This is a genomic window from Nocardia sp. NPDC004278 (assembly GCF_053602975.1).
Map to the genome: position 1 here is coordinate 18,294 of NZ_JBSGEQ010000003.1, position 18,620 is coordinate 36,913.

An 18,620-nucleotide genomic window follows, 5' to 3' on the forward strand; every position below is an offset into this window, starting at 1 on the left:
CTTGGCGGTCGGAGGTGGTCAGGATGACCCGAAACACCCAGTTCAGCAGTGATGACCGGTACGACGTCGTGGTGGTCGGCGCAGGCCCGGCCGGCTCGAGTGCGGCGCTCATGCTCGGGCGCGCCCGACGGTCGGTGCTGGTGATCGACGAAGGACGGCCCCGCAACGCATCGGCCGCACATATGCACGGATTTCTGTCCCGCGACGGTGTGTCGCCCAGTGACCTGTTGAAGGTGGGACTGCGCGAGGTGGCGAGCTACGGCGGCACCGTGCAGGCGGGGCGGGCACTGACCGTGGTGCGCGACGACGACGGGTTCGCGGTCGAGCTCGATACCGGCCGCACCGTGCGGGCACGGCGGCTACTGGCCACGGCGGGAGTCACCGACGAGCTGCCCGACGTGCCCGGACTTGCCGCGCGGTGGGGGCGTGACGTGGTGCACTGCCCGTACTGCCACGGGTGGGAGCTCCGCGACCAGCCGATCGGTGTCCTGGCCACCGGCCCGCTCGGGGTGCACCAGGCCCTGCTGTTCCGGCAGTGGACCGACCGGCTGACCCTGCTGCTGCACACCGCCCCACGCCCCACCGCCGAAGAGGCCGAGCAGCTGGCTGCCCGCCGGATCACGGTGGTGGACGGTGAGGTGACCGGCCTCGAGGTCATCGAGGACCGGCTGATCGGTGTCCGCCTGCGCTCCGGCGAGCAGATCCCGCTGCAGGCCCTGGCCGTCGCACCGCAGCCGGTCCCGCGCGCGGACTTCCTGACCGGGCTCGGGCTCGGGCCCACGGCGCATCCGAGCGGGCTCGGCGCCTACATCGCCGCCGACCCGACCGGTCTCACCGCGGTTCCCGGCGTATGGGTCGCGGGCAACCTCGCCGACCCGAACGCCAACGTCCTGGGCTCGGCGGCCTCGGGCTCCACGGCCGCCGGAGCGATCAACGCGGACCTCATCGCCGAGGACACCCGCCACGCGGTCGGGGCGCACCGCGATCCTTTCTCGCCCGCCTCCGAGGCACGCGTGTGCGAACAGGTCCTCGGCGACCGGCGCCACGGCCGGTAACCCGCTGCGCATCCCGACACCCCAGACAGGACTGTCATGAGTGAACCAACCTCGCCCGACCGCACCACGAGTGCGGGCAGTGCACATCCCGCAGGATCCCGGCACTGGTGGATCCTCGCCGTACTGAGCCTGACCCAGCTGCTGCTGGTGCTCGACTCCACAGTGATGAACGTCGCGCTGCCTTCGGTGCAGGCAGACCTAGGCTTCAGCAGCGCGGACCGGCAGTGGGTGGTCACCGCCTACGCCCTCGTCTTCGGCAGTACCCTCCTGGCCGGCGGCCGGTTGAGCGACATACTCGGCCGCAAGCGCATGCTACTGCTGGCCACGGCTGGATTCACCCTCGCCTCCGTACTGGGCGGCCTGGCAAACGGGTTCGTCATGCTCGTCATTGCGCGCGCGTTGCAGGGCTTCTTCGGCGCCCTGCTCGCACCGGCGACGCTGTCGCTGATGGCCACGACTTTCACCGACGCCAAGGCGCGTGGCAAGGCGTTCGGCGTCTTCGGCGCGGTTTCCAGTAGCGGCAGCGCCATCGGGCTGCTGCTCGGTGGGGCGCTGACCGAGTACCTGGACTGGCGCTGGTGCCTGCTGGTCAACGTCGGGGTCGGCGCCGTGGTCCTCGCGGCGGCCTCGGCGCTGGTGCCCGCGCAGGCCGCCGTATCGCCCCGCCCGCACCTGGACCTGCCCGGCATGGTCGCCTCCGTGCTCGGTGTCCTCGCCCTGGTGTACGGCTGCTCGACAGCGGAGCGCGACGGGTGGACGAGCCCGGTGCCCCTGGGCGCCCTCGCCGCAGGTGTACTGCTTCTGGGACTGTTCGTGTTCATCCAGACCCGAGTCTCCCAGCCCCTGCTGCCGATGCGGGTCGTGTGCGACCGCAACCGTGGTGGCGCCTATCTGATGGTCGCGATCGCCGGTATCGGCATGTTCGGCGTCTTCCTCTTCCTCGCCTACCACCTGCAGCAGGTGCTCGGCTTCTCCGCGCTGATGACCGGCGTGGCGTTCCTGCCCATGGTCATCGCCATGGTGGTGTTGGCGATCGTGACAGGGGGCGTCCTGCTGCCCCGCACCGGACCGCGTCCCGCCGTCATCGGCGGATTTCTGCTCACCGCCGTGGGCACCGCCCTGTTCACTTCGCTGACCGTGCACAGCGGATACGCCGCAAGCATCCTGCCGGGTCTGCTGATCACAGGGGCCGGCTTCGGCCTGATCTTCGGTCCGGCGATGAACCTCGCCACCGACCGAGTCGACCCCGCCGACACCGGCGCCGCCTCCGCCCTGGTCAACGCCGGACAGCAGATCGGAGCCGCCATCGGCACCGCCCTGCTCAACACCATCGCGGTCAGCGCCACAACGAGCTACCTCACCACCCACCCCAAGACCCCGGAAACTGCCGCGCAGGCATCCGTACACGGCAACACCGTCGCCTTCTGGGTGACCGTGGCGATATTCGTCCTCGGTGCTCTCGTGTGCGGCTTCCTCGTCCGGCCCGGCCGACAGATCGGAGTGCAGGACGCCGACGCCACGGTCACAGCACCGATCTGAGCGCGCCTGCACGCCGACCACGACCGGGAAACCAACGAGAGGACCGAGCGTCATGGACGCCCAGCACTGGGACGAGATGTATCGCAGCCGCGACCAGATATTCAGCGGCAGCCCCAACCCCGTACTCGTCACCGAGATCACCAACATGCCACCGGGCCAGGCGCTCGATGTCGGATGCGGCGAAGGAGCCGACGCACTCTGGCTGGCCCGGCGAGGCTGGCAGGTCACCGCAGTCGATATCTCCGCCATCGCCCTCAACCGCGCCGCCACCGCGGCCACCGACACGCAGGGCCGCGTGGCATGGGCGCGAGCCGACCTCACCACCACACCGCCCCCACCAGGCGCCTTCGACCTGGTGTCCCTCCACTACTTCCCCCTGCGCCGACAGGCAGGCCACACGGTGCTGCACGGCCTGCTGAGTGCTGTCGCCCCCAGCGGCACACTGCTTTTCGCCACCCACGCCCGCACAGACCTCACCCCATCGGACGACTTCGACCCCGACGACTACTACCAGCCCGACGACATCGCCGGACTCCTCGACCCCACCTGGAACGTACTGATCAACGAAACCCGCCCTCGCCCCACCTCGGCACACGCCGACACACACCACACCCATGACGCCGTCCTGCGAGCAGTGCGCCTGCCGTAAGCCAGCCGGACTCCACACCGGCGACACGGTCGGACCGGCCGCCAGCCGCGCCCAATGAACGTTCGCCGTGCCGACAACGCGGGGGCGGATCGCAGCCCGTTGCCGCGCGTCACCTGCGCCAAGCCGACGAAATGGGCGTCTACCACACCACCGGCTCACAAGTGGGTCCGCTGCTGAAACAGCCTGACCACCCGACACCCCCCCATACGGCACACCCACGCGCCTCGCCCCGCCGAGGAGCGTTGCAGCCTCCACACCACCACAGAGGTCTCCTTGTCCCACCCAAATGCGCGGCTGACCGTCCATGGCAGACGGCTCCTGGTCGACCGGGTCCGGGCTGGTAGGCCCGTCGCCCATGTGGCCGACGAGATGGGCATTTCCCGCACCACGGCCCACAAATGGGTCCGCCGCTGGCGAGCCGAAGGCGACGCCGGCCTGTACGACCGCCCCAGCAGGCCGCGCACAACTCCCCACCGCACCCCAACAGATGTCGAGTCCCGCATCTGCGACCTGCGGCGGGAGCGGAAACTCGGCCCGGCCAGAATCGGGCCGATCCTGGGACTGCCCGCCTCGACCGTTCACCGTGTCCTGACCCGCCACAATCTGAACCGTCTGCGATGGATGGACCGACCCACCGGCCAGATCATCCGGCGGTACGAGCGATCACGCCCCGGTGAACTGGTCCATGTCGACATCAAGAAGCTCGGCAACATTCCCGACGGCGGTGGGCACCGGATCATGCCCCGGCAGCAGGCCTACGCCAACCGGCAAGCCACGACCAGTGCGCGCAAAGGGGGCAGCCCTGTGATCGGCTACAGCTTCATCCACACAGCCGTCGACGATCACTCCCGACTTGCCTACAGCGAGGTCCTCACCGACGAACGCAAGGAGACCGCCGCGGAGTTCTGGCAGCGGGCAAACGCCTTCTTCAGCGGGCACGGCATCACCGTCGAACGCGTCCTCACGGACAACGGATCCTGCTACAGGTCCAGGCTATTCGCTCAGACTCTGCGTGCCGCCAACATCATCCACAAACGCACCCGGCCCTACCGCCCGCAGACGAACGGCAAGGTAGAGCGCCTGAACCGCACCCTGCTCGACGAATGGGCCTACGTTCGCCCGTACACCAGCAACACCGAGCGCACCGCAGCTCTGGCCGACTTCCTCCACACCTACAACCATCACCGCGGCCACACCGCGCTCGGTGGTCAACCACCCATCAGCCGTGTAAACGACCCTGCGGGTCAATACATCTAGTCCGCCTCACCGTGCCTGCCTACGCTATCCATTGCGCATAGTTCCACGCTGGGGAGACAGTTCGCACTGTCGTCGGCTGCGAATGTCCGCTCTTGCCCCGACCGCGCTGACCGAAACGGTGTCTATCCGCACCGCGAGGTGAGTGCACAGTCGGTGAACCAGTCGAGTCCGAGCAGCGCGAACTGCTCGGACTCGACGAAAAGGGTTGTGCCCTAGGGGATCAGGGCAGGATCTGGGGGACGACGCCGGGGGCGACCGCGCCGACGATCCCGCCGATCACGGCGCCGAGAAGGGTGGGCACGGGATCGATGAAGGAACCGGTGGCGGAGCCGATCGCAGCGCCCGCAGCCGCGCCGTTCAGCACCGGATCGGGGTACTGCGCGTCGGGGTTGGTGGTGACCTCCAGTGGGAGCCCGGCGATCGGCTGGGCAACAACCGGTGCCGCCGGAGCCGCCGCAGCAGCCTGATCCACGGAGGCGGAAGACGCGCCCGCGAATACGACGGCCGCAGCTAACGGCAGGGCACTCACCGCAAGGACGCGACTCGTCTTGATCAGGGCATAACGGAACATATTTTTCCTAACCTTTCGGACCCTCGGAACAACCGAGTTTCACTACTTCATCAGGGGGAGACTGCCTCTTGCTGCTCTGATGAATAGACAGCAATCGAGCGGCCACTATTGCGCACCGCGCCCGACGATACTGCGCTGCATGCGAACTCGCACATTACTGGCATCACAAAATGATCACCGGAGACCCGACCGGACAGCCGGGATCCATCGGATCAGGGCAGCACCGGTGTGCTCGCGCGAATAGGCCGGCGTGTGGCGAATTGGCATCCGTGCATCGGCATTTCAGATGTTCGAGAGGGGTAGAGGCTCGGCCGAGCGCGAGACGCCGACCCCTGTTCGTCCGATCGCGGATATCTTCGGTGAATACCTGTGGCGACACGCCACCAGGATTCGCGAATAACGGCCGCCCACGGACAGAGCTACTTAGCCGGGCTCGCAAACCTTTTCGCTCGATGCTTTCGGCCGGTGGGCACGGCCTGGAGGCAGGTGCAGGGCAACACCTGGCGGTCTCCTCCAGACCGTGCGTTCCCCTTTCCAGCCAGTCCCGCACGGCACTCGGTGGGGGGCATGAGAGAGCCACGCCGATCACGCTGGCGGGCAGCCGCTTCGGGGAGCATCCCACCGGGCACCTGGACCAGATCCTGGCCGGGACCCGGCCCTCACGCCAGGCTCGAGTAGCCGATGAGCGGCCTTTCTGCACGTCATTGCCTTGTTGCGGCGAAGCTGTTGGCCCAGTTCAGGTTCAGTTGTTTGCTTCAGTGAAACAAGTGATATATTTGCTTCATGGAAGCAAATAAGGAACAGGTGTCGGACCTGGCACGAATGACCTTTCGCTTCGCCGAGGCGATGCGGCTGGGTACCTCGCGGGCGTTCGACCCGATGCGGGTCGGGGTGCTCCAGCTCGCGGCGGAGTCCGGTCCGGTGCGGTCCGGTGAGATCGCCGAGCGGCTGGATGCATTGCCGTCGTCGGTCACTAGACACGTTCGCGCCCTGGTTGATTCAGGTCTGGCACAGACCTCGCCGGACCCGGCCGACGGACGTGTGGTGCTGGTCGAGGCGACCGACGCCGGCCGGGCCGAGCTCCAGCAGTTCCTGGACGTGGGAGACGAGGTATTCGGCGCGGTGATCGCCGACTGGTCCGCCGAGGACGTCGTCAACCTCACCCGGCTGCTCGACCGATTGATCGAGTCCTGGGCCGCGGTCGGGGTTCGGCACCAGCAGGGGGCGGGCTCGCGTTATCCGAATCGGTTCGGCTGGAGCCGGATCTGACGTTGATGGGCAGAAATTCTATGGCTACCAATCGTTCTCGTTCTTCGATCGCTATCGCCGGTGCTGGTCTGGCCGGACTGTGCCTGGCGCAGTCACTGCACAAGGCCGGGATCGAGGTGCAGGTGTACGAGCGGGATTCCGGGCCGTTCGTGCGCCGCCAGGGATACCGCATCACAGTCGACGAACACGGCAGAGCGGCATTGCGGCAGTGCGTTCCGGCCAAATTGTTCGACCTGATATCGGCGGTCGCGGGGGCGCCCGGAGGATACTTCAGGATCACCAACAAGGACCTGCGCGACGCCATCACCCTGCACTTCGACGAAAACGTTCCCGACGGCGCGGGCCAGATGGATCGCCAGACGTTGCGCACGATCCTGCTACAGGGACTCGAGGACCGGGTGCATTTCGGCAGGGGAGCGGTCGGTGTCGAGCAGGACCGCGACGGTGCCGTATTACATCTGGCCGATGGCAGTTCGACACGCGCGGACGTGGTCGTCGGCGCCGACGGCATCGGTTCGGTACTGCGCGCGGCCACGCTCCCCGATCACGAACCGATCGACTCCGGCATGCGTGCGCTCTACGGCCGCACGCCGCTGCGGATCGGCGGCCGGTGCATGGTGCCGCCGGCTCTGACCAAGAGCGGAGTGCTGGCCGTCGGTGACAGGCCGGGACGATGTGCGTTCTTCACCTCCATGCGTTTCGGTGAGCAACCTTCGGCAGCCTTCGAGCGACTCGCGCCCGGGACCGACGCCCCCGTCGACGACGACTATGTGATGTGGGGACTGGTCTTTCCGGGCGCTGACGACCCGTTCACCGATTGCCAGCCCACACCGGCGCAACTGTACGAATTCGCCGGCACCCTGGTCGGCGAATTCCACCCTGCCGTACAGGAACTCATCACCGAGTCCCAGCCCGAATACACCATGGAGGTGAAACTCATGGCCGCCCCTCGTCCTCGTGGGTGGCGGATGTCGCGGGTAACGCTGATGGGGGACGCGGTCCATACGATGCCACCCGTGGGAGCCCACGGCGGCAATACCGCACTGCGCGATGCGGCCCTGCTGGCAACAAAGCTGGAACATGCTGCTGCGCAAGGTGATTCACTTGAGCACGCGCTGTCGGCCTACCAAACCGAGATGGTGCCCTATGCATTCCGGGCAGTCGGCGACGCAAACAAACAACTACTCCGCCTGACCGGGAGCAATGCGGTGCAACGATGGGTCCTGTTGCGCGCACTACCACGGCTACATCGCGTCACCGTCCCCTGAGACGAGCAGCGACAGCCTCCTCGGCGGTCGTTATCGCCCCGCGTCAGATCGCAGCCAGAGCAGCGAGATCCCCGCGTTCACCAGCCTGTACCGACTGTCGGCGGATCAGAACCGGAACCGCACGATGCGGGTGGATCGTTTCATGCCCGGTAGCAGGTTCAGAAGGCGGAACATGCGGCGTATGTTCGCGGGTGCCTTGGCCATCAGCACCGGTGAGTCGTTCATCGGTGCCTCGTCGATGTATTCGAGTCGCGGGTGCCAATCGGCCAGCGCGGCCGGATCGTTGAAGCCGCTGTGGAATTGGGTGCCGTATTTGCGCAGGGTGGGGTCCCATTTCGAGGTGCGCCATGCCCAGACCGGTACCGTGTCGAGCTGTATTCGGCCGGTGGGGAAGGCGTCGACGACACTGGTCAGCAGTCGCCGGACGTCGGCTTCGGTCAGGTAGGGCACCAGTCCCTCGGCGATCATCAGCACGGGCCGGCCGCGGGGGATACGGTCCAGCCAAGTCAGGGCGGTGACGCTGGAGCCGATCAGGGTGTAGCGCTCTCGCGGCGGCAGGAATTGTTCCCGCAGTTCGATGATGGCGGGATAGTCCAGGTCGTACCAGTCGACGGTGGCGGGCGGGTCGATCCGGTACACGCGGGCGTCGAGGCCGCAGCCCAGGTGCAGCACCACCGCGTCGGGGTGATCGGCGAGGTAGCTTCGGGCCCAGTCGTCGTGGGCCTTGGTGCGTACCACGGCGGCAAGGCCCATCTGGTTGGTGCCGAATCTGCGTTTGTCGTAGTCGGGGTCGAGGCGGCGCATCGTCTGTTCGGCGTATTTGTCGCCGAGGATCGGGTCCGGCAGTCGGTTGTCCAGTGCTTTGGCCCTGAGGACGGGGCTGAGGGTCTTCTGCACTCCGACGAGTCCAGCGTCTTCCACGCTAGCGACACTACTCGCAGGGCGCGCGCCGGTAGGCCGTCCTCACGCCATGGGGATCGTCGGGTCGACGATCGCCTCGATGCCCGCCACGCGGTCGCCGCGCATCGTGAGCACGAGCATGCCGTACAGCACGCGGTTGTGGTACGCCAGGATGCCCACGGTTGCGGGTGCTGGGTGTGACACCAGCGTCGCGCCGGATCCGAAGTAGCTGAGCAGGTTCGACGCCACGGCCGTTGCGCCGTGGGTGTCCTCCGGGGTCGGCAGCGAGCCCGCGACGAAGGTCGCCGATCCCCAGGCGTCCGGGGCCAGCACGGTCAGCAGGGCGTTGAGGTCGCCGCCGGAGCAAGCCGCGATGAACCGGTCCAGGACGGCTCGGTGTGTCGATGCCGTGGCCTGATCGATTACCGGGTCGGCCGAGACGACCGCGCGGTCAGCCGCCGCGGTCGTGGGACCTGCCCCCGCCCCGGTGATCTTCGTACGCGCCCGTCGCGCCAGCTGTCTGCACGTACCCGCTGGACGGCCCAAGATCGCCGCGATCTCCTCGAAGGGCAGCGCGAACACATCGTGCAGGATGAACGCCACCCGTTCGGGCGGATTCAGTCGCTGCAGCACTATCGCCAGTGCCGACCGGACACGATCGTCGAGCGTGACCCGGTCCGCCGGGTCGACGCCCGGCGAGACCACCGAGTTCAGCAGCTCCGGGTCGCCGGGTTGCTCGCGCCGGGCCCGGGCACTGCCCATCAGGTCCAGGCACAGGCGGCCGGTCACCACGGTCAGCCAGCCGCGGACGTTGTTCAGTTCGTCCGCGGGGGTGCGTGAGAGGCGCAGGAACGCCTCCTGCGCAACGTCTTCGGCCTCCGCGATGTCACCGAGCATTCGGAATGCCAGGTCCACCAGGTAGGCGCGATGCGCATCCCACAGCGCGGTGAACTGGTCGCCATGAGTCTCCATACCGATTACGACGAGACGGCGGGGCGAAAAGTTACCGATCCGGCGCGGTAACTTTCCCGCCGCCCGCCTCGTCATAGTGCCGACCCGCAAAACACGAAGCACCATTCGAGGAGATCTCATGTTGCGCAGTTCGAGCCGACTGACCGCGATCGCAGCCCTGGCGCTGGCCGGCCTCGCGACCGCCCCGGCACCGGCCGGAGCGGATTCGACCGCGTCCGCCGAAACGACCGGATCCGTCGAAAAATACCTGGGCACATGGAATTACGACCAGCCGGACCACGTCACCAGAACCAACATCGCCACCATGGACCTGTTCGGATACCGGCCCGACATTCCACAGATCGGCACCATTACCTTCACTCGCGGTGCCGACGGCGAGGTCCTTGGCCGCACCGATCAGGGCTGCACCTGGCATTTCCGACCGCTGGGGGACGCTCTGGAAATGACCTCCACCACCCAGTACTGCTTCAACCAGGTGATCGGATCCGGCTACAACATAGACCGCTGGCGTGTCACCGTCGATGACGGCATCGAGCGAGAAACCCTGCACGCCAACAGTTATCTCGGCCCGGGCACCTTCGGATTCGATCTGGTCGACGGCCGCCGCACCAACGCCGCCGCGGGCACGCAGGCCGACACCGCGCGGCGTTTCAGCGGTACCTGGACCTTCGACCGCGCGCCCTTCCCCACCAACGCCGCCACCAACTCCTACTTCATTCCCCTGCCGTTCACGCCCGCTCCCATGTCCGGGCCGGTCACCTTCGCCCCGTCGGCGGGCAGCACCGTCACCGCGCATACCGTCGACGGCTGCAACTGGACCTTCGAGGCCCATGGGAATACCGCCGAGCTGTCCCCGGCCACGCAGACCTGCGGCGCAACCACGCTGGCGTTCTGGTCGATCGCCGACGACGAGCGACATCAAACCGCCATCCTGGCGGGACAGGATCACAGCATCCCGTTCATGATGACCTCGGGCTCCCTGACCAGGAACAACTGACCGCAGTGCTGGCCACGGCGGTGGTGGTCGGCACTGCGCTGGACTGGACGAGAACGGTCCGACAGGACTTGTTGAACACCAATCGTTTTCGACACGTTTGTTGAACAGCGCCCGGTGAACTACCGGGCAGCGAAACCGCTCCGGTCTCTATTCCCACCTCGGAAGTGGCTGATACCTTGCGTGGGCGCATCCGGACTGGAGTCTGGATCAGATCGATGCTTGGAGGAGACAGCCGCATGAGCTCGGCCGCACAGTGGTTCACCGGTCGGAACAGGCGCGGGATCTGGATCGTGGTGCTGGTCGTGGTGGTGGGCGTGGCAGCGATCGTGTGGACGGACCGGTCACCTCGGCAGTCGCAGCAAGCGACTCCGGTGTTGGGCGGCAGGTTTCGTATTTCGCCCCAGCTCGACTCCGCTCCCGCCCCGCGGTGGACGGTGCGCGCCTCGGATCTGTCCGATGAGCCCGGTGCGGTCCTGCTGTCGGCCCCGCACAGTTTGGGCCGCTACTACGGATACGGCGGGCCGATGGACGCCGGGGCGATGATCGTGGCGGCCACCGCGGTGCCGGGTAGCGCAACCGGCGAGGCTGGATTGCCGGTCGGTCCGGTGCGAATGCACGGTATCGACCCGGACACCGGAAAGCCGCGCTGGACAACCGATGTCGGTGAAATCGACGGCTGTGCTGAAATCGTACTCGAGGGGCTGCTCACCTGTCACGGCACACATCGAGTGCTGATCGTCGACAGTGCGACCGGCAGGGTACTCACGGACCACACAACGGATTTCGAGGTCATGGACATCGCGGTCCGCGACGGCGTTGTCTCCGTTGCCGGGCGCACCGCGGACTGGCAGACCGCTGTCATTACGCGGGGGACCGTTGCCGATATCGCCGCGACCTGGCGCAAGACGTATCCGACACCGATTCCCGGCGAACCCGTTACTCCCCGGATCGACGCCCCGGATTACTTCCGGGAAGGGCGCGACGGCAAGGTCCGCGTATACGATTTGCGTTCCGGTGAGCTGCTTTTCACCGCTCCCGTCGGCTACGTCTTCGACGGCGGCTTGATCGCCATGCAGGTGATCGATCGCAGCGGCAGTGCGGGAACAGTCGCGCTGCTCGGTCGCGATGGCCACCGGATCACCGAGGTCGCCAATGCCAGCTTCATCCTCGAGTGGTATCCGACCGCAACCGCCACACCACTGCCGATCCTTACCGGGGAGAGCGCCTACGACCGGACGAGCGGCCGAGTTCTGTGGACCAATGCGCTGATCGGCCTCGCCGATACCACGGGACGCAAGGGCGCGATAGTGGGAGTGGTGCGCGATACGGTGATCGTCCGATCGCTCGATGGCTCAACGCTTTCCGGTCTCGATCTCACCGACGGACATCGAATCTGGCAGCAGCCGTCGCCATTCGCGAACACCTCACAATTCACGAGGTACGAAGGCATCACCGATGCAAGCCATCTCATCTTGACCGACGGCGTCACCGTGCAGGCGATCGATGGCGCAGACGGTTCGTCGGTGTGGTCAATGCCATTGCCGCCCAGCGGTGATTCTCGATTGCACTCCGCGGTGCACGCGATGGGCGGTCGCATGGTCACAACGACCGCCCAGGAATTCACCGGATACGCTGCGGATTGATCAGATAGTCGCGTCGTTCAGTCGGTCCCTGTAGCTCCGAAATGCCTTGCGATCAGCGGCCGAAGCGCTCTCTCCGACTGTTTCGGCGGCAGCCAGTAGTGCTCGGTGTACAGGTGGAAGTGCGGTGCGGTCGGCGAGTTTCGACCAAGGGCTTGACCTTGCCCCAGGGGCAAGGTTCGAGCATGTTGGTATGAACGAGATGACACAGCAATTGTTGGAATTCGTCGCGGCCACGGCGGAGAAACTGGGCGTACCGGGTGTCGCTGTCGGGGTGTTGGCCGGTGGTCGAGAAGACTTCGCATGCCACGGCGTGACGAGTGTGGACAATCCGCTTCCGGTGGATCGGGACACGATGTTCGTTGTCGGGTCGGTGAGCAAAACGTTCACCGCGACCGCGTTGATGCGCTTGGTCGCCGAGGGTCGGGTGGAGTTGGACGCGCCGGTGCGGCGGTATGTCCCGGAATTCGCCCCCACCGATGCAGCCGCGGACGAAATCACCGTTTTGCGGCTGCTCAACCATACGGCCGGGCTGGAATGGAAGCTCGGCGTCGATACCGGCGAAGGAGACGACGCGTTGGCGCGGCACGCGGTGAAACTTGCCGAGTCGCCGCTTATCGCGGAACCGGGGGCGCGGGCGTCCTATAGCCAGGCGGGGTTCAACCTGGCCGGCCGGATCGTCGAGAACGTCACCGGATCGACCTTCGAACGGGGCGTCGCATCGCTGTTGTTCGAACCGCTCGGACTGGCACACAGCTGTTACGCGGTCAGCGACGTGATGACCAGGCGATTTGCGGTGGGCCACAACGTCGATGCGAACGGTGTGCTCGCGGTGGCCCGGCAGTGGAAGGACAACCGTGCCAACAACCCTGGTGGCGGCGTCGTAACGTCGGTGGGGGATTTGCTGCAGTGGGCGCGGTTCCATCTCGGCGACGGCCGGACCGATGGCGGCGAGCGAATTCTGCCTACCGAACTGCTGTACCGGATGCGGGAGCAGACCGTGGAACTGCGTGGTAGCACGTTGGGTGAAGCATTCGGCATCTGCTGGTTCCTGCGTGAGGTGGACGGTGTCGCGACCATCGGGCACGGCGGGTCGGGCAATGGCCAGTTCGCCGACCTGCTCATCGTCCCGGAGCGGAACTTCGCCGTCACCGTGGCGTCGAACGCTGGTCCGGACGCGGGCCTCGCGTTCAACCGAGCCCTGGTGAACTGGGTGCTCGAACACTACCTCGGCGTGATCGAACCTGACCCGGAACCGCTGCCCTACGACCAGAGGCGGGCAGCAGAGATTGCCGGGCATTACGAGAACGAGATGATGCGGCTCACTCTCGACGCCGACGGGGCGGTGTTGACGATCGGATGTGCCATCAAACCGGAGATCCGTGCCGCCGCGGACACCGAAATGCCGCCCGACCTGCCACCGGCTACCCTCGGCCTGCTGCCCGGCGACGCGGACGAGTACATCGTCACCGACGGCGGCCTGCAGGGACAACGCGGGTACTTCACTCGTGACGGATCCGGCGCCGTGACCGGAATCGATCTCGCCGGCCGATTGTTCGCCCGGGCGCGATGACGGCCATGGGTGGATGGCACACCATCGAAGGAAGACGGGCCTGCGTGAGCGATGGCGGTGTCCGCACCATTCCGTAGCCTGGACGGGTGGGAACTGTGGACTTCGGCCGCGAGTCTGATGTGGGGTGGGAATTTGCAGGTCCGGCCGATGCCGTGCCGCTGGGGGCCGCGATCATCGGTTACCGCGATGCGGGTGGCGCCGGGGTGGATCTTCGGGTCGCCGGGACGGCGGCGATCACTGTGCTGATCGAATTCGGGGATCGCGGGCTGATCGTCGACGATGCGGTCGGGCGGCGGACCCTCGGCGGCTTCGTTGCCGGGCTTCCCATCGAGGCCATGCGTGTTCGTGGCGAGCGGGCAGCGTGCATCGAGGTTCGCTTGTCGCCGATACAGGCGTATTCGCTCTTGGGTATTTCCCCAACAGATTTGGGCCGGGGCGTTGTCGCCCTGGAGGACCTGTGGGGATTGCGGGCTCGGCGACTGCGTGAGCAACTCGCGTCCACCCCGACCTGGGACGAACGTTTCGCATTGACGAAATCGTTTCTGGCGCAGTGCGACAGGCCGATGCGGACTCCTGACCCGGAGGTGCTCGCCGGCTGGAATCGCATACTCACCTCCGGCGGCCAGGTGAAGATCGGCGAACTCGCCGAATCCGTCGGATGGAGCCATAAGCGGCTGTGGGCGCGATTCGAGTCCCAGATCGGCCTGACACCCAAGCGGGCGGCGATGCTGGTCCGGTTCCGGTCCGCGGTCGACGGTCTGCTGGCGGGCCGGCCCGCCGCCGACGTCGCGGTGGACTGCGGTTATACCGATCAGGCTCATCTGTGCCGAGACGTATCGATATTCGCCGACCGCACGCCGGGATCACTGACGGCGCACTATCTGCCCACCATCGCGCGGCACCGGTACCGGGCCTGGGGAAGATTTTTCCAATACCGTGCGGGACCGCTCGGCCGATAGTGGTCCCGTGACCAACACATTTGATCCCGAGAAGCTACAGACCGCCCTGGAGACCGTCCATCGCGCGGGCATACCCGGAGTCTTCGCCGAAGTGCGCAACGACGACCAAATCTGGTGCGGCGCAGCCGGAGTAGCCGATATCGCCACCGGCCGCCCCGTCACAGTCGAGATGCGACACCGCGTCGGCAGCATCACCAAGACGTTCACCGCCGCCGCCGTGCTGCAGCTGGTCGACGACGGCGAAATAGAGCTCGACACACCCATCGGCCACTACCTGCCGCGGCTGGTTCCCGGCGAACGAGGTGCGGCGATCACCGTCCGGATGTTGATCAACCACACCAGCGGCCTCGCCGACTACCTCCCGCATGCCTACCCGTCCCTCGCGGCATTCCCGAACCTGGCGAAAACGACACCGGCAAGCCTGGATGACAGCCGGTTCACCAGGTTTCACGCGACCGAACTGATCGAGATGGGGGTGTCGGCGCCTGCCACCGGGAAGCCGGGTGGCACTCCGGGGGTGTATTCGAACACCAATTACCTGCTCATGTGCCAACTCCTGGAGTCGGTTACCGGTACCTCGGCGGAGAAATGCATCACTCGCAACGTCATCGAGCGCGCCGGGCTGCGGGACACCGAACTCCCAGCCGGACCGCATATCAACGGACCGCACTCACTGCACTACGAGGCGTGGTTCGGCATGATCGACCCGCCCCGCGACTACAGCGTCTATGACATGTCGTGGGTGGGGCCGGCGGCTTCGCTGATATCGACCGCCGCGGACCTGAACCGCTTCTTCGGCCTGCTGCTGGCAGGCGAAATCATCAGCCGAGCAGCGCTGGCGCAGATGCAACATACTGTTCCGGTCATCTCCTTCGAAGGTAAGACAATCGACTACGGTCTGGGCCTGCATAAGATGACGGTGCCCGGTCACGGCACCTACTGGGGCCATGACGGTTCGGTCTGGGGCGGCGGCGCGATATCCATGACCAGCGCTGACGAAAAGCGGCAAATGTCCATCGCGGTGAACCTGCAGCGATGGAACCAACTCGACTCCTCAGGGAAGCCACAGCCCCATCCCATCGACGATGCGCTTCGGGCTTTCACCCAACTGGCGCTGTGCGGTTGATGTGTGTTTCGGCCCGTACGCGACTCGGTAATCGGCTAGGAGCGCGCTCGCGAGATCAACTGCTGGCCAACGTTTGTCCCCGATTGAACGCGCGGGTCGCGGTATGAGAGGCCGTCCGGCCGGGGTGCTCGACGAGGGGGATCGTCAGCCGAGACGGTAGTGGACTCGGCCGACGGACAGTCCGGGCGAGCGGCCCTCGCGCCGCGAGCCGTTGAAGAACACGACTAGATCGTCGCCTTGCCTGACCACCGATGGTTTCCACACGCCGTCACGGTGCCATGGCGTGCCGTCGGTGGTGGAAACCAGCTGTATCGGCCCTGGCCAGTCGCCGAACGTTGCGGCCCGCGTCCACCACACACCGTCTCGGGATCCGGGGGTAGTGGTCAGCGGGTGCTTCGCGGTCACCAAATCGAATGCCGCATCGGAAGCGGCGACGACAGCATCGAATTCGCCATCGGCGGCGAAGATCCGCCTACCGGTCCAACCGGTCACGCCGTCCGGGCTTTCCGCGTATCCGATCACCTGGGTGCCGTTGGCGGACAGGCCCGCGCAGTACCAGAGCAGCCAGCGACCGCCGTGGTAAAGCAGGTTCGGCTCGGCCACGGTGCCGAGCTCCCACGATTCTGTCGCGGTGAACACGGGCTCGGGATGGCGAACCCACTCGGAGCCATCCCATTCCAGAAAGCCGATCGAATACGGCCCGGTGATGTCGGTCGCGGCGGCAGCGCTCGCGTAGTAGAGGCGTTCGACCCACTGTCCGCCGGACCGGCCGCGCACATAGGACACGCAGTGGTAGCCGGTGGCGTCCCAGCTGTTCGCCGGAGTCCGCTCCGCGCACTGTCCGTCGATCGTCCACTCCAGGCTGTCGATGGCGGCACCCTGGGGCAGGTGCGCGACCCGGAGGTCGATCCGGTGCACGGCGGGGTCCACGAGCTCGCCCATGATCATCCACCACCGGTCGTCACGATGCATCAGAGTGACATCGGCGCCGTCGAACAGTCTGGACTTGTCGAGCAATGTGGTTCGCATGCCGCCACTGTATGTCGAAATGATACGATCATCGAACAATGCGTTCATCGAAGGAGATTTCATGGCGGTCGAGCGCCTACTCGCCGGGCAGCAGCGGGCGGCGGCGCGGAGCACGGTGCTCGCCGAACTGATCGCCACGCGGCTCGGCATCACCCCGACCGATCTGAAAAGCGTGTACCTACTCTCGCAGGGTCCTCGATCAGCCCGCACGCTGGCCGATGAGTTGCGGCTTACCCCCAGCGCTACCACCACCGTGATCGACCGGCTGGAGCGTGCCGGTTTCGCGACCAGGCAACATGATTCGGCGGATCGACGGCAGGTGACCGTCCACGCTGTGCCCGAGCGCGTCGCGGAAGCGACGGCGCTGTACCAGCCGCTGTACGAGCGGATGGCAGATCTGGTCAGCGGCTACACCGACGATCAGATCACGCTGCTACTGGACTTCGCCGAGCGATCCGACGAGATCCTTGCCGAGCAGATCAGCATACTCGGTGAGGCACCTGCCTGAAGGCCACGTCGACACGCGCCCCGAACCGAGGTGGATGACCTGTCGAGACCCAGCTGCGCGAGCTGGTCCAGCCCGATCTCCGCGATCGCCGGTGTTGCCGCGCGGCGAGGACACCAATCGCGCTGGCCGAGACGTACGCAATGCGGCATGAGCACGCGGTCGTGAGATCAGCTGCTGGCCAACGTTTGTCCCCGATTGAACGCGCGGGTCGCGGCGTTATCGCGCGTTGAACGCGCTCGAGATCGATTGGATCCTCCGCGATGAGGTGCCTTCGTTGACGTGGGGCGTTGTGTCGGGCCGCGCACCGCTGTCGATGATCCCGCGTACGTAATACGCGGACCGGTGCGTGTTCGTCACCCCTTGTCCGCGGTGACCAGGCCGGACACCGTGTCAGTTGGCGTGTCAGGTCGGCGTCAGGTCGGTGACCGACCGGCTGGCGACAGTACTCATGTGAACAGCACAGCAATCGCCGCTTCCGGGATGCGGAAAGCGTACGGGGACACCACGATCCTCGATGACATCGCTACCATCGGTGCCGGCCCGTTCCCGATGCTGCGCACAGAATCGCTCGACCGTCTCGCCCGCATGATGCGGTATCTGCGCGGTGATCACGCCTTCGCCCAGCTGATCCGCTTCGCCCTGGTCGGCGGCTCCAGCAACATTGCCTATGGCCTGCTGTTCATGGCCATGAACGGGAGCGGCCCGCTGGTCGCCAATATCGTCGGCTCGATCGTCAGCACGGTGATCGCGAACGAACTGCACCGCCAGCTCACCTTCCGTGCGGCCGGACGGGTCGGCTGGTTCAGCGCACAGTGGGAAGGCGGCGGGCTGGCACTGATCGGCCTGCTGATCAGCACGGCGGCGCTGGCCGGTCTCGAGTTCTTGGCACCCGGCCTCGGCGAGATCGCGCAGGCCGGCGCCGTGATCGCCATCATGGCGGCGGTCGGCGGTATGCGCTTCCTGGCACTGCGCGGCTTCGTCTTCTGAAAGGTCTTCTACGACACCCCGACTCGGCCTTGGCATCGAATCTCCTGGGAGACGTCCAGATCACATGTACCAGTGATAGTTCGGCGCCACCGGGCCCACCATCTACCGACACCTCAACCAGACGACCCCTGTAGCGTCGCCAACTCGACTACCTGCGGTTACGTCATATTCGTACACCCGCCACGGCTCACATCGACTGACACCGTTCCCAGGTGTTCATGGCTCAACACCTGACGGCATAACAGCGGCAACCGCCGCAGGATCTCCGCACGGCATGAGCCTGTCTCGACTGGCCGCAACAACAGACCTGGTCGACGGTGG

General features: G+C 66.3%; 17 protein-coding genes. 13 read left to right on the top strand and 4 right to left on the bottom strand.

Annotated elements, in window-relative coordinates:
- Positions 1–23: 23 nt before the first annotated feature.
- The 4 genes from ACWEO2_RS05050 (at position 24) to ACWEO2_RS05065 (ending at position 4,500) form a co-directional block, all read left to right on the top strand.
- The gene (locus ACWEO2_RS05050) at positions 24–1,055 is read left to right on the top strand and encodes an NAD(P)/FAD-dependent oxidoreductase (RefSeq protein WP_452404185.1); all 1,032 of its coding nucleotides are present in this window, start codon (positions 24–26) and stop codon (positions 1,053–1,055) included.
- 36 nt (positions 1,056–1,091) lie between these two features.
- Positions 1,092–2,594: an MFS transporter gene (locus tag ACWEO2_RS05055; RefSeq protein ID WP_452404186.1), complete on the top strand. Its 1,503-nt coding sequence runs from the start codon at positions 1,092–1,094 to the stop codon at positions 2,592–2,594.
- A gap of 52 nt (positions 2,595–2,646) precedes the next feature.
- Entirely contained in the window at positions 2,647–3,243 is a 597-nt protein-coding gene (locus ACWEO2_RS05060) for a class I SAM-dependent methyltransferase (protein WP_452404187.1), read from the top strand.
- A gap of 273 nt (positions 3,244–3,516) precedes the next feature.
- Positions 3,517–4,500 (top strand): IS481 family transposase, encoded by a 984-nt coding sequence (locus ACWEO2_RS05065; RefSeq protein ID WP_452404188.1) that lies wholly within the window; start codon positions 3,517–3,519, stop codon positions 4,498–4,500.
- Positions 4,501–4,720: 220 nt separating this feature from the next.
- On the opposite strand, the gene ACWEO2_RS05070 is transcribed toward ACWEO2_RS05065, so the two are convergent.
- Positions 4,721–5,071 (bottom strand): glycine zipper domain-containing protein, encoded by a 351-nt coding sequence (locus ACWEO2_RS05070; RefSeq protein WP_355187867.1) that lies wholly within the window; start codon positions 5,069–5,071, stop codon positions 4,721–4,723.
- A 783-nt stretch (positions 5,072–5,854) separates the two neighbouring features.
- Here ACWEO2_RS05070 and ACWEO2_RS05075 point away from each other — a divergent pair.
- Entirely contained in the window at positions 5,855–6,340 is a 486-nt protein-coding gene (locus tag ACWEO2_RS05075) for a MarR family winged helix-turn-helix transcriptional regulator (RefSeq protein WP_452404189.1), read from the top strand.
- Between the two features lie 20 nt (positions 6,341–6,360).
- Positions 6,361–7,608 (top strand): FAD-dependent oxidoreductase, encoded by a 1,248-nt coding sequence (locus ACWEO2_RS05080; protein WP_452404190.1) that lies wholly within the window; start codon positions 6,361–6,363, stop codon positions 7,606–7,608.
- Between the two features lie 105 nt (positions 7,609–7,713).
- On the opposite strand, the gene ACWEO2_RS05085 is transcribed toward ACWEO2_RS05080, so the two are convergent.
- Positions 7,714–8,529 carry a class I SAM-dependent methyltransferase gene (locus ACWEO2_RS05085; protein WP_452404191.1) on the bottom strand — a complete coding sequence of 272 codons (816 nt, stop codon included), beginning with the start codon at positions 8,527–8,529 and terminating at the stop codon, positions 7,714–7,716.
- Between the two features lie 42 nt (positions 8,530–8,571).
- On the bottom strand, positions 8,572–9,480 hold the full coding sequence (locus ACWEO2_RS05090) for a sigma-70 family RNA polymerase sigma factor (RefSeq protein ID WP_452404192.1): 909 nt from the start codon (positions 9,478–9,480) through the stop codon (positions 8,572–8,574).
- A 118-nt stretch (positions 9,481–9,598) separates the two neighbouring features.
- On the opposite strand from ACWEO2_RS05090, the gene ACWEO2_RS05095 reads away from it, so the two are divergent.
- From ACWEO2_RS05095 to ACWEO2_RS05115, 5 genes are all read left to right on the top strand, one after another.
- The gene (locus ACWEO2_RS05095) at positions 9,599–10,477 is read left to right on the top strand and encodes a hypothetical protein (RefSeq protein WP_452404193.1); all 879 of its coding nucleotides are present in this window, start codon (positions 9,599–9,601) and stop codon (positions 10,475–10,477) included.
- 236 nt (positions 10,478–10,713) lie between these two features.
- Positions 10,714–12,120 (top strand): outer membrane protein assembly factor BamB family protein, encoded by a 1,407-nt coding sequence (locus tag ACWEO2_RS05100; RefSeq protein WP_452404194.1) that lies wholly within the window; start codon positions 10,714–10,716, stop codon positions 12,118–12,120.
- Positions 12,121–12,310: 190 nt separating this feature from the next.
- Positions 12,311–13,690: a serine hydrolase domain-containing protein gene (locus ACWEO2_RS05105; protein ID WP_452404195.1), complete on the top strand. Its 1,380-nt coding sequence runs from the start codon at positions 12,311–12,313 to the stop codon at positions 13,688–13,690.
- An 86-nt stretch (positions 13,691–13,776) separates the two neighbouring features.
- Positions 13,777–14,649 carry a helix-turn-helix domain-containing protein gene (locus ACWEO2_RS05110; RefSeq protein WP_452404196.1) on the top strand — a complete coding sequence of 291 codons (873 nt, stop codon included), beginning with the start codon at positions 13,777–13,779 and terminating at the stop codon, positions 14,647–14,649.
- Positions 14,650–14,656: 7 nt separating this feature from the next.
- Positions 14,657–15,775 (top strand): serine hydrolase domain-containing protein, encoded by a 1,119-nt coding sequence (locus tag ACWEO2_RS05115; RefSeq protein WP_452404197.1) that lies wholly within the window; start codon positions 14,657–14,659, stop codon positions 15,773–15,775.
- A gap of 144 nt (positions 15,776–15,919) precedes the next feature.
- Here ACWEO2_RS05115 and ACWEO2_RS05120 read toward each other — a convergent pair whose 3' ends face one another.
- On the bottom strand, positions 15,920–16,804 hold the full coding sequence (locus tag ACWEO2_RS05120; RefSeq protein ID WP_452404198.1) for a hypothetical protein: 885 nt from the start codon (positions 16,802–16,804) through the stop codon (positions 15,920–15,922).
- Between the two features lie 61 nt (positions 16,805–16,865).
- Here ACWEO2_RS05120 and ACWEO2_RS05125 point away from each other — a divergent pair, with 61 nt between their 5' ends.
- Positions 16,866–17,312, top strand: a complete 447-nt coding sequence (locus tag ACWEO2_RS05125) for a MarR family transcriptional regulator (RefSeq protein WP_452404199.1) — start codon at positions 16,866–16,868, stop codon at positions 17,310–17,312.
- A 549-nt stretch (positions 17,313–17,861) separates the two neighbouring features.
- The gene (locus ACWEO2_RS05130) at positions 17,862–18,299 is read left to right on the top strand and encodes a GtrA family protein (RefSeq protein WP_452404508.1); all 438 of its coding nucleotides are present in this window, start codon (positions 17,862–17,864) and stop codon (positions 18,297–18,299) included.
- Positions 18,300–18,620 lie beyond the last annotated feature (321 nt).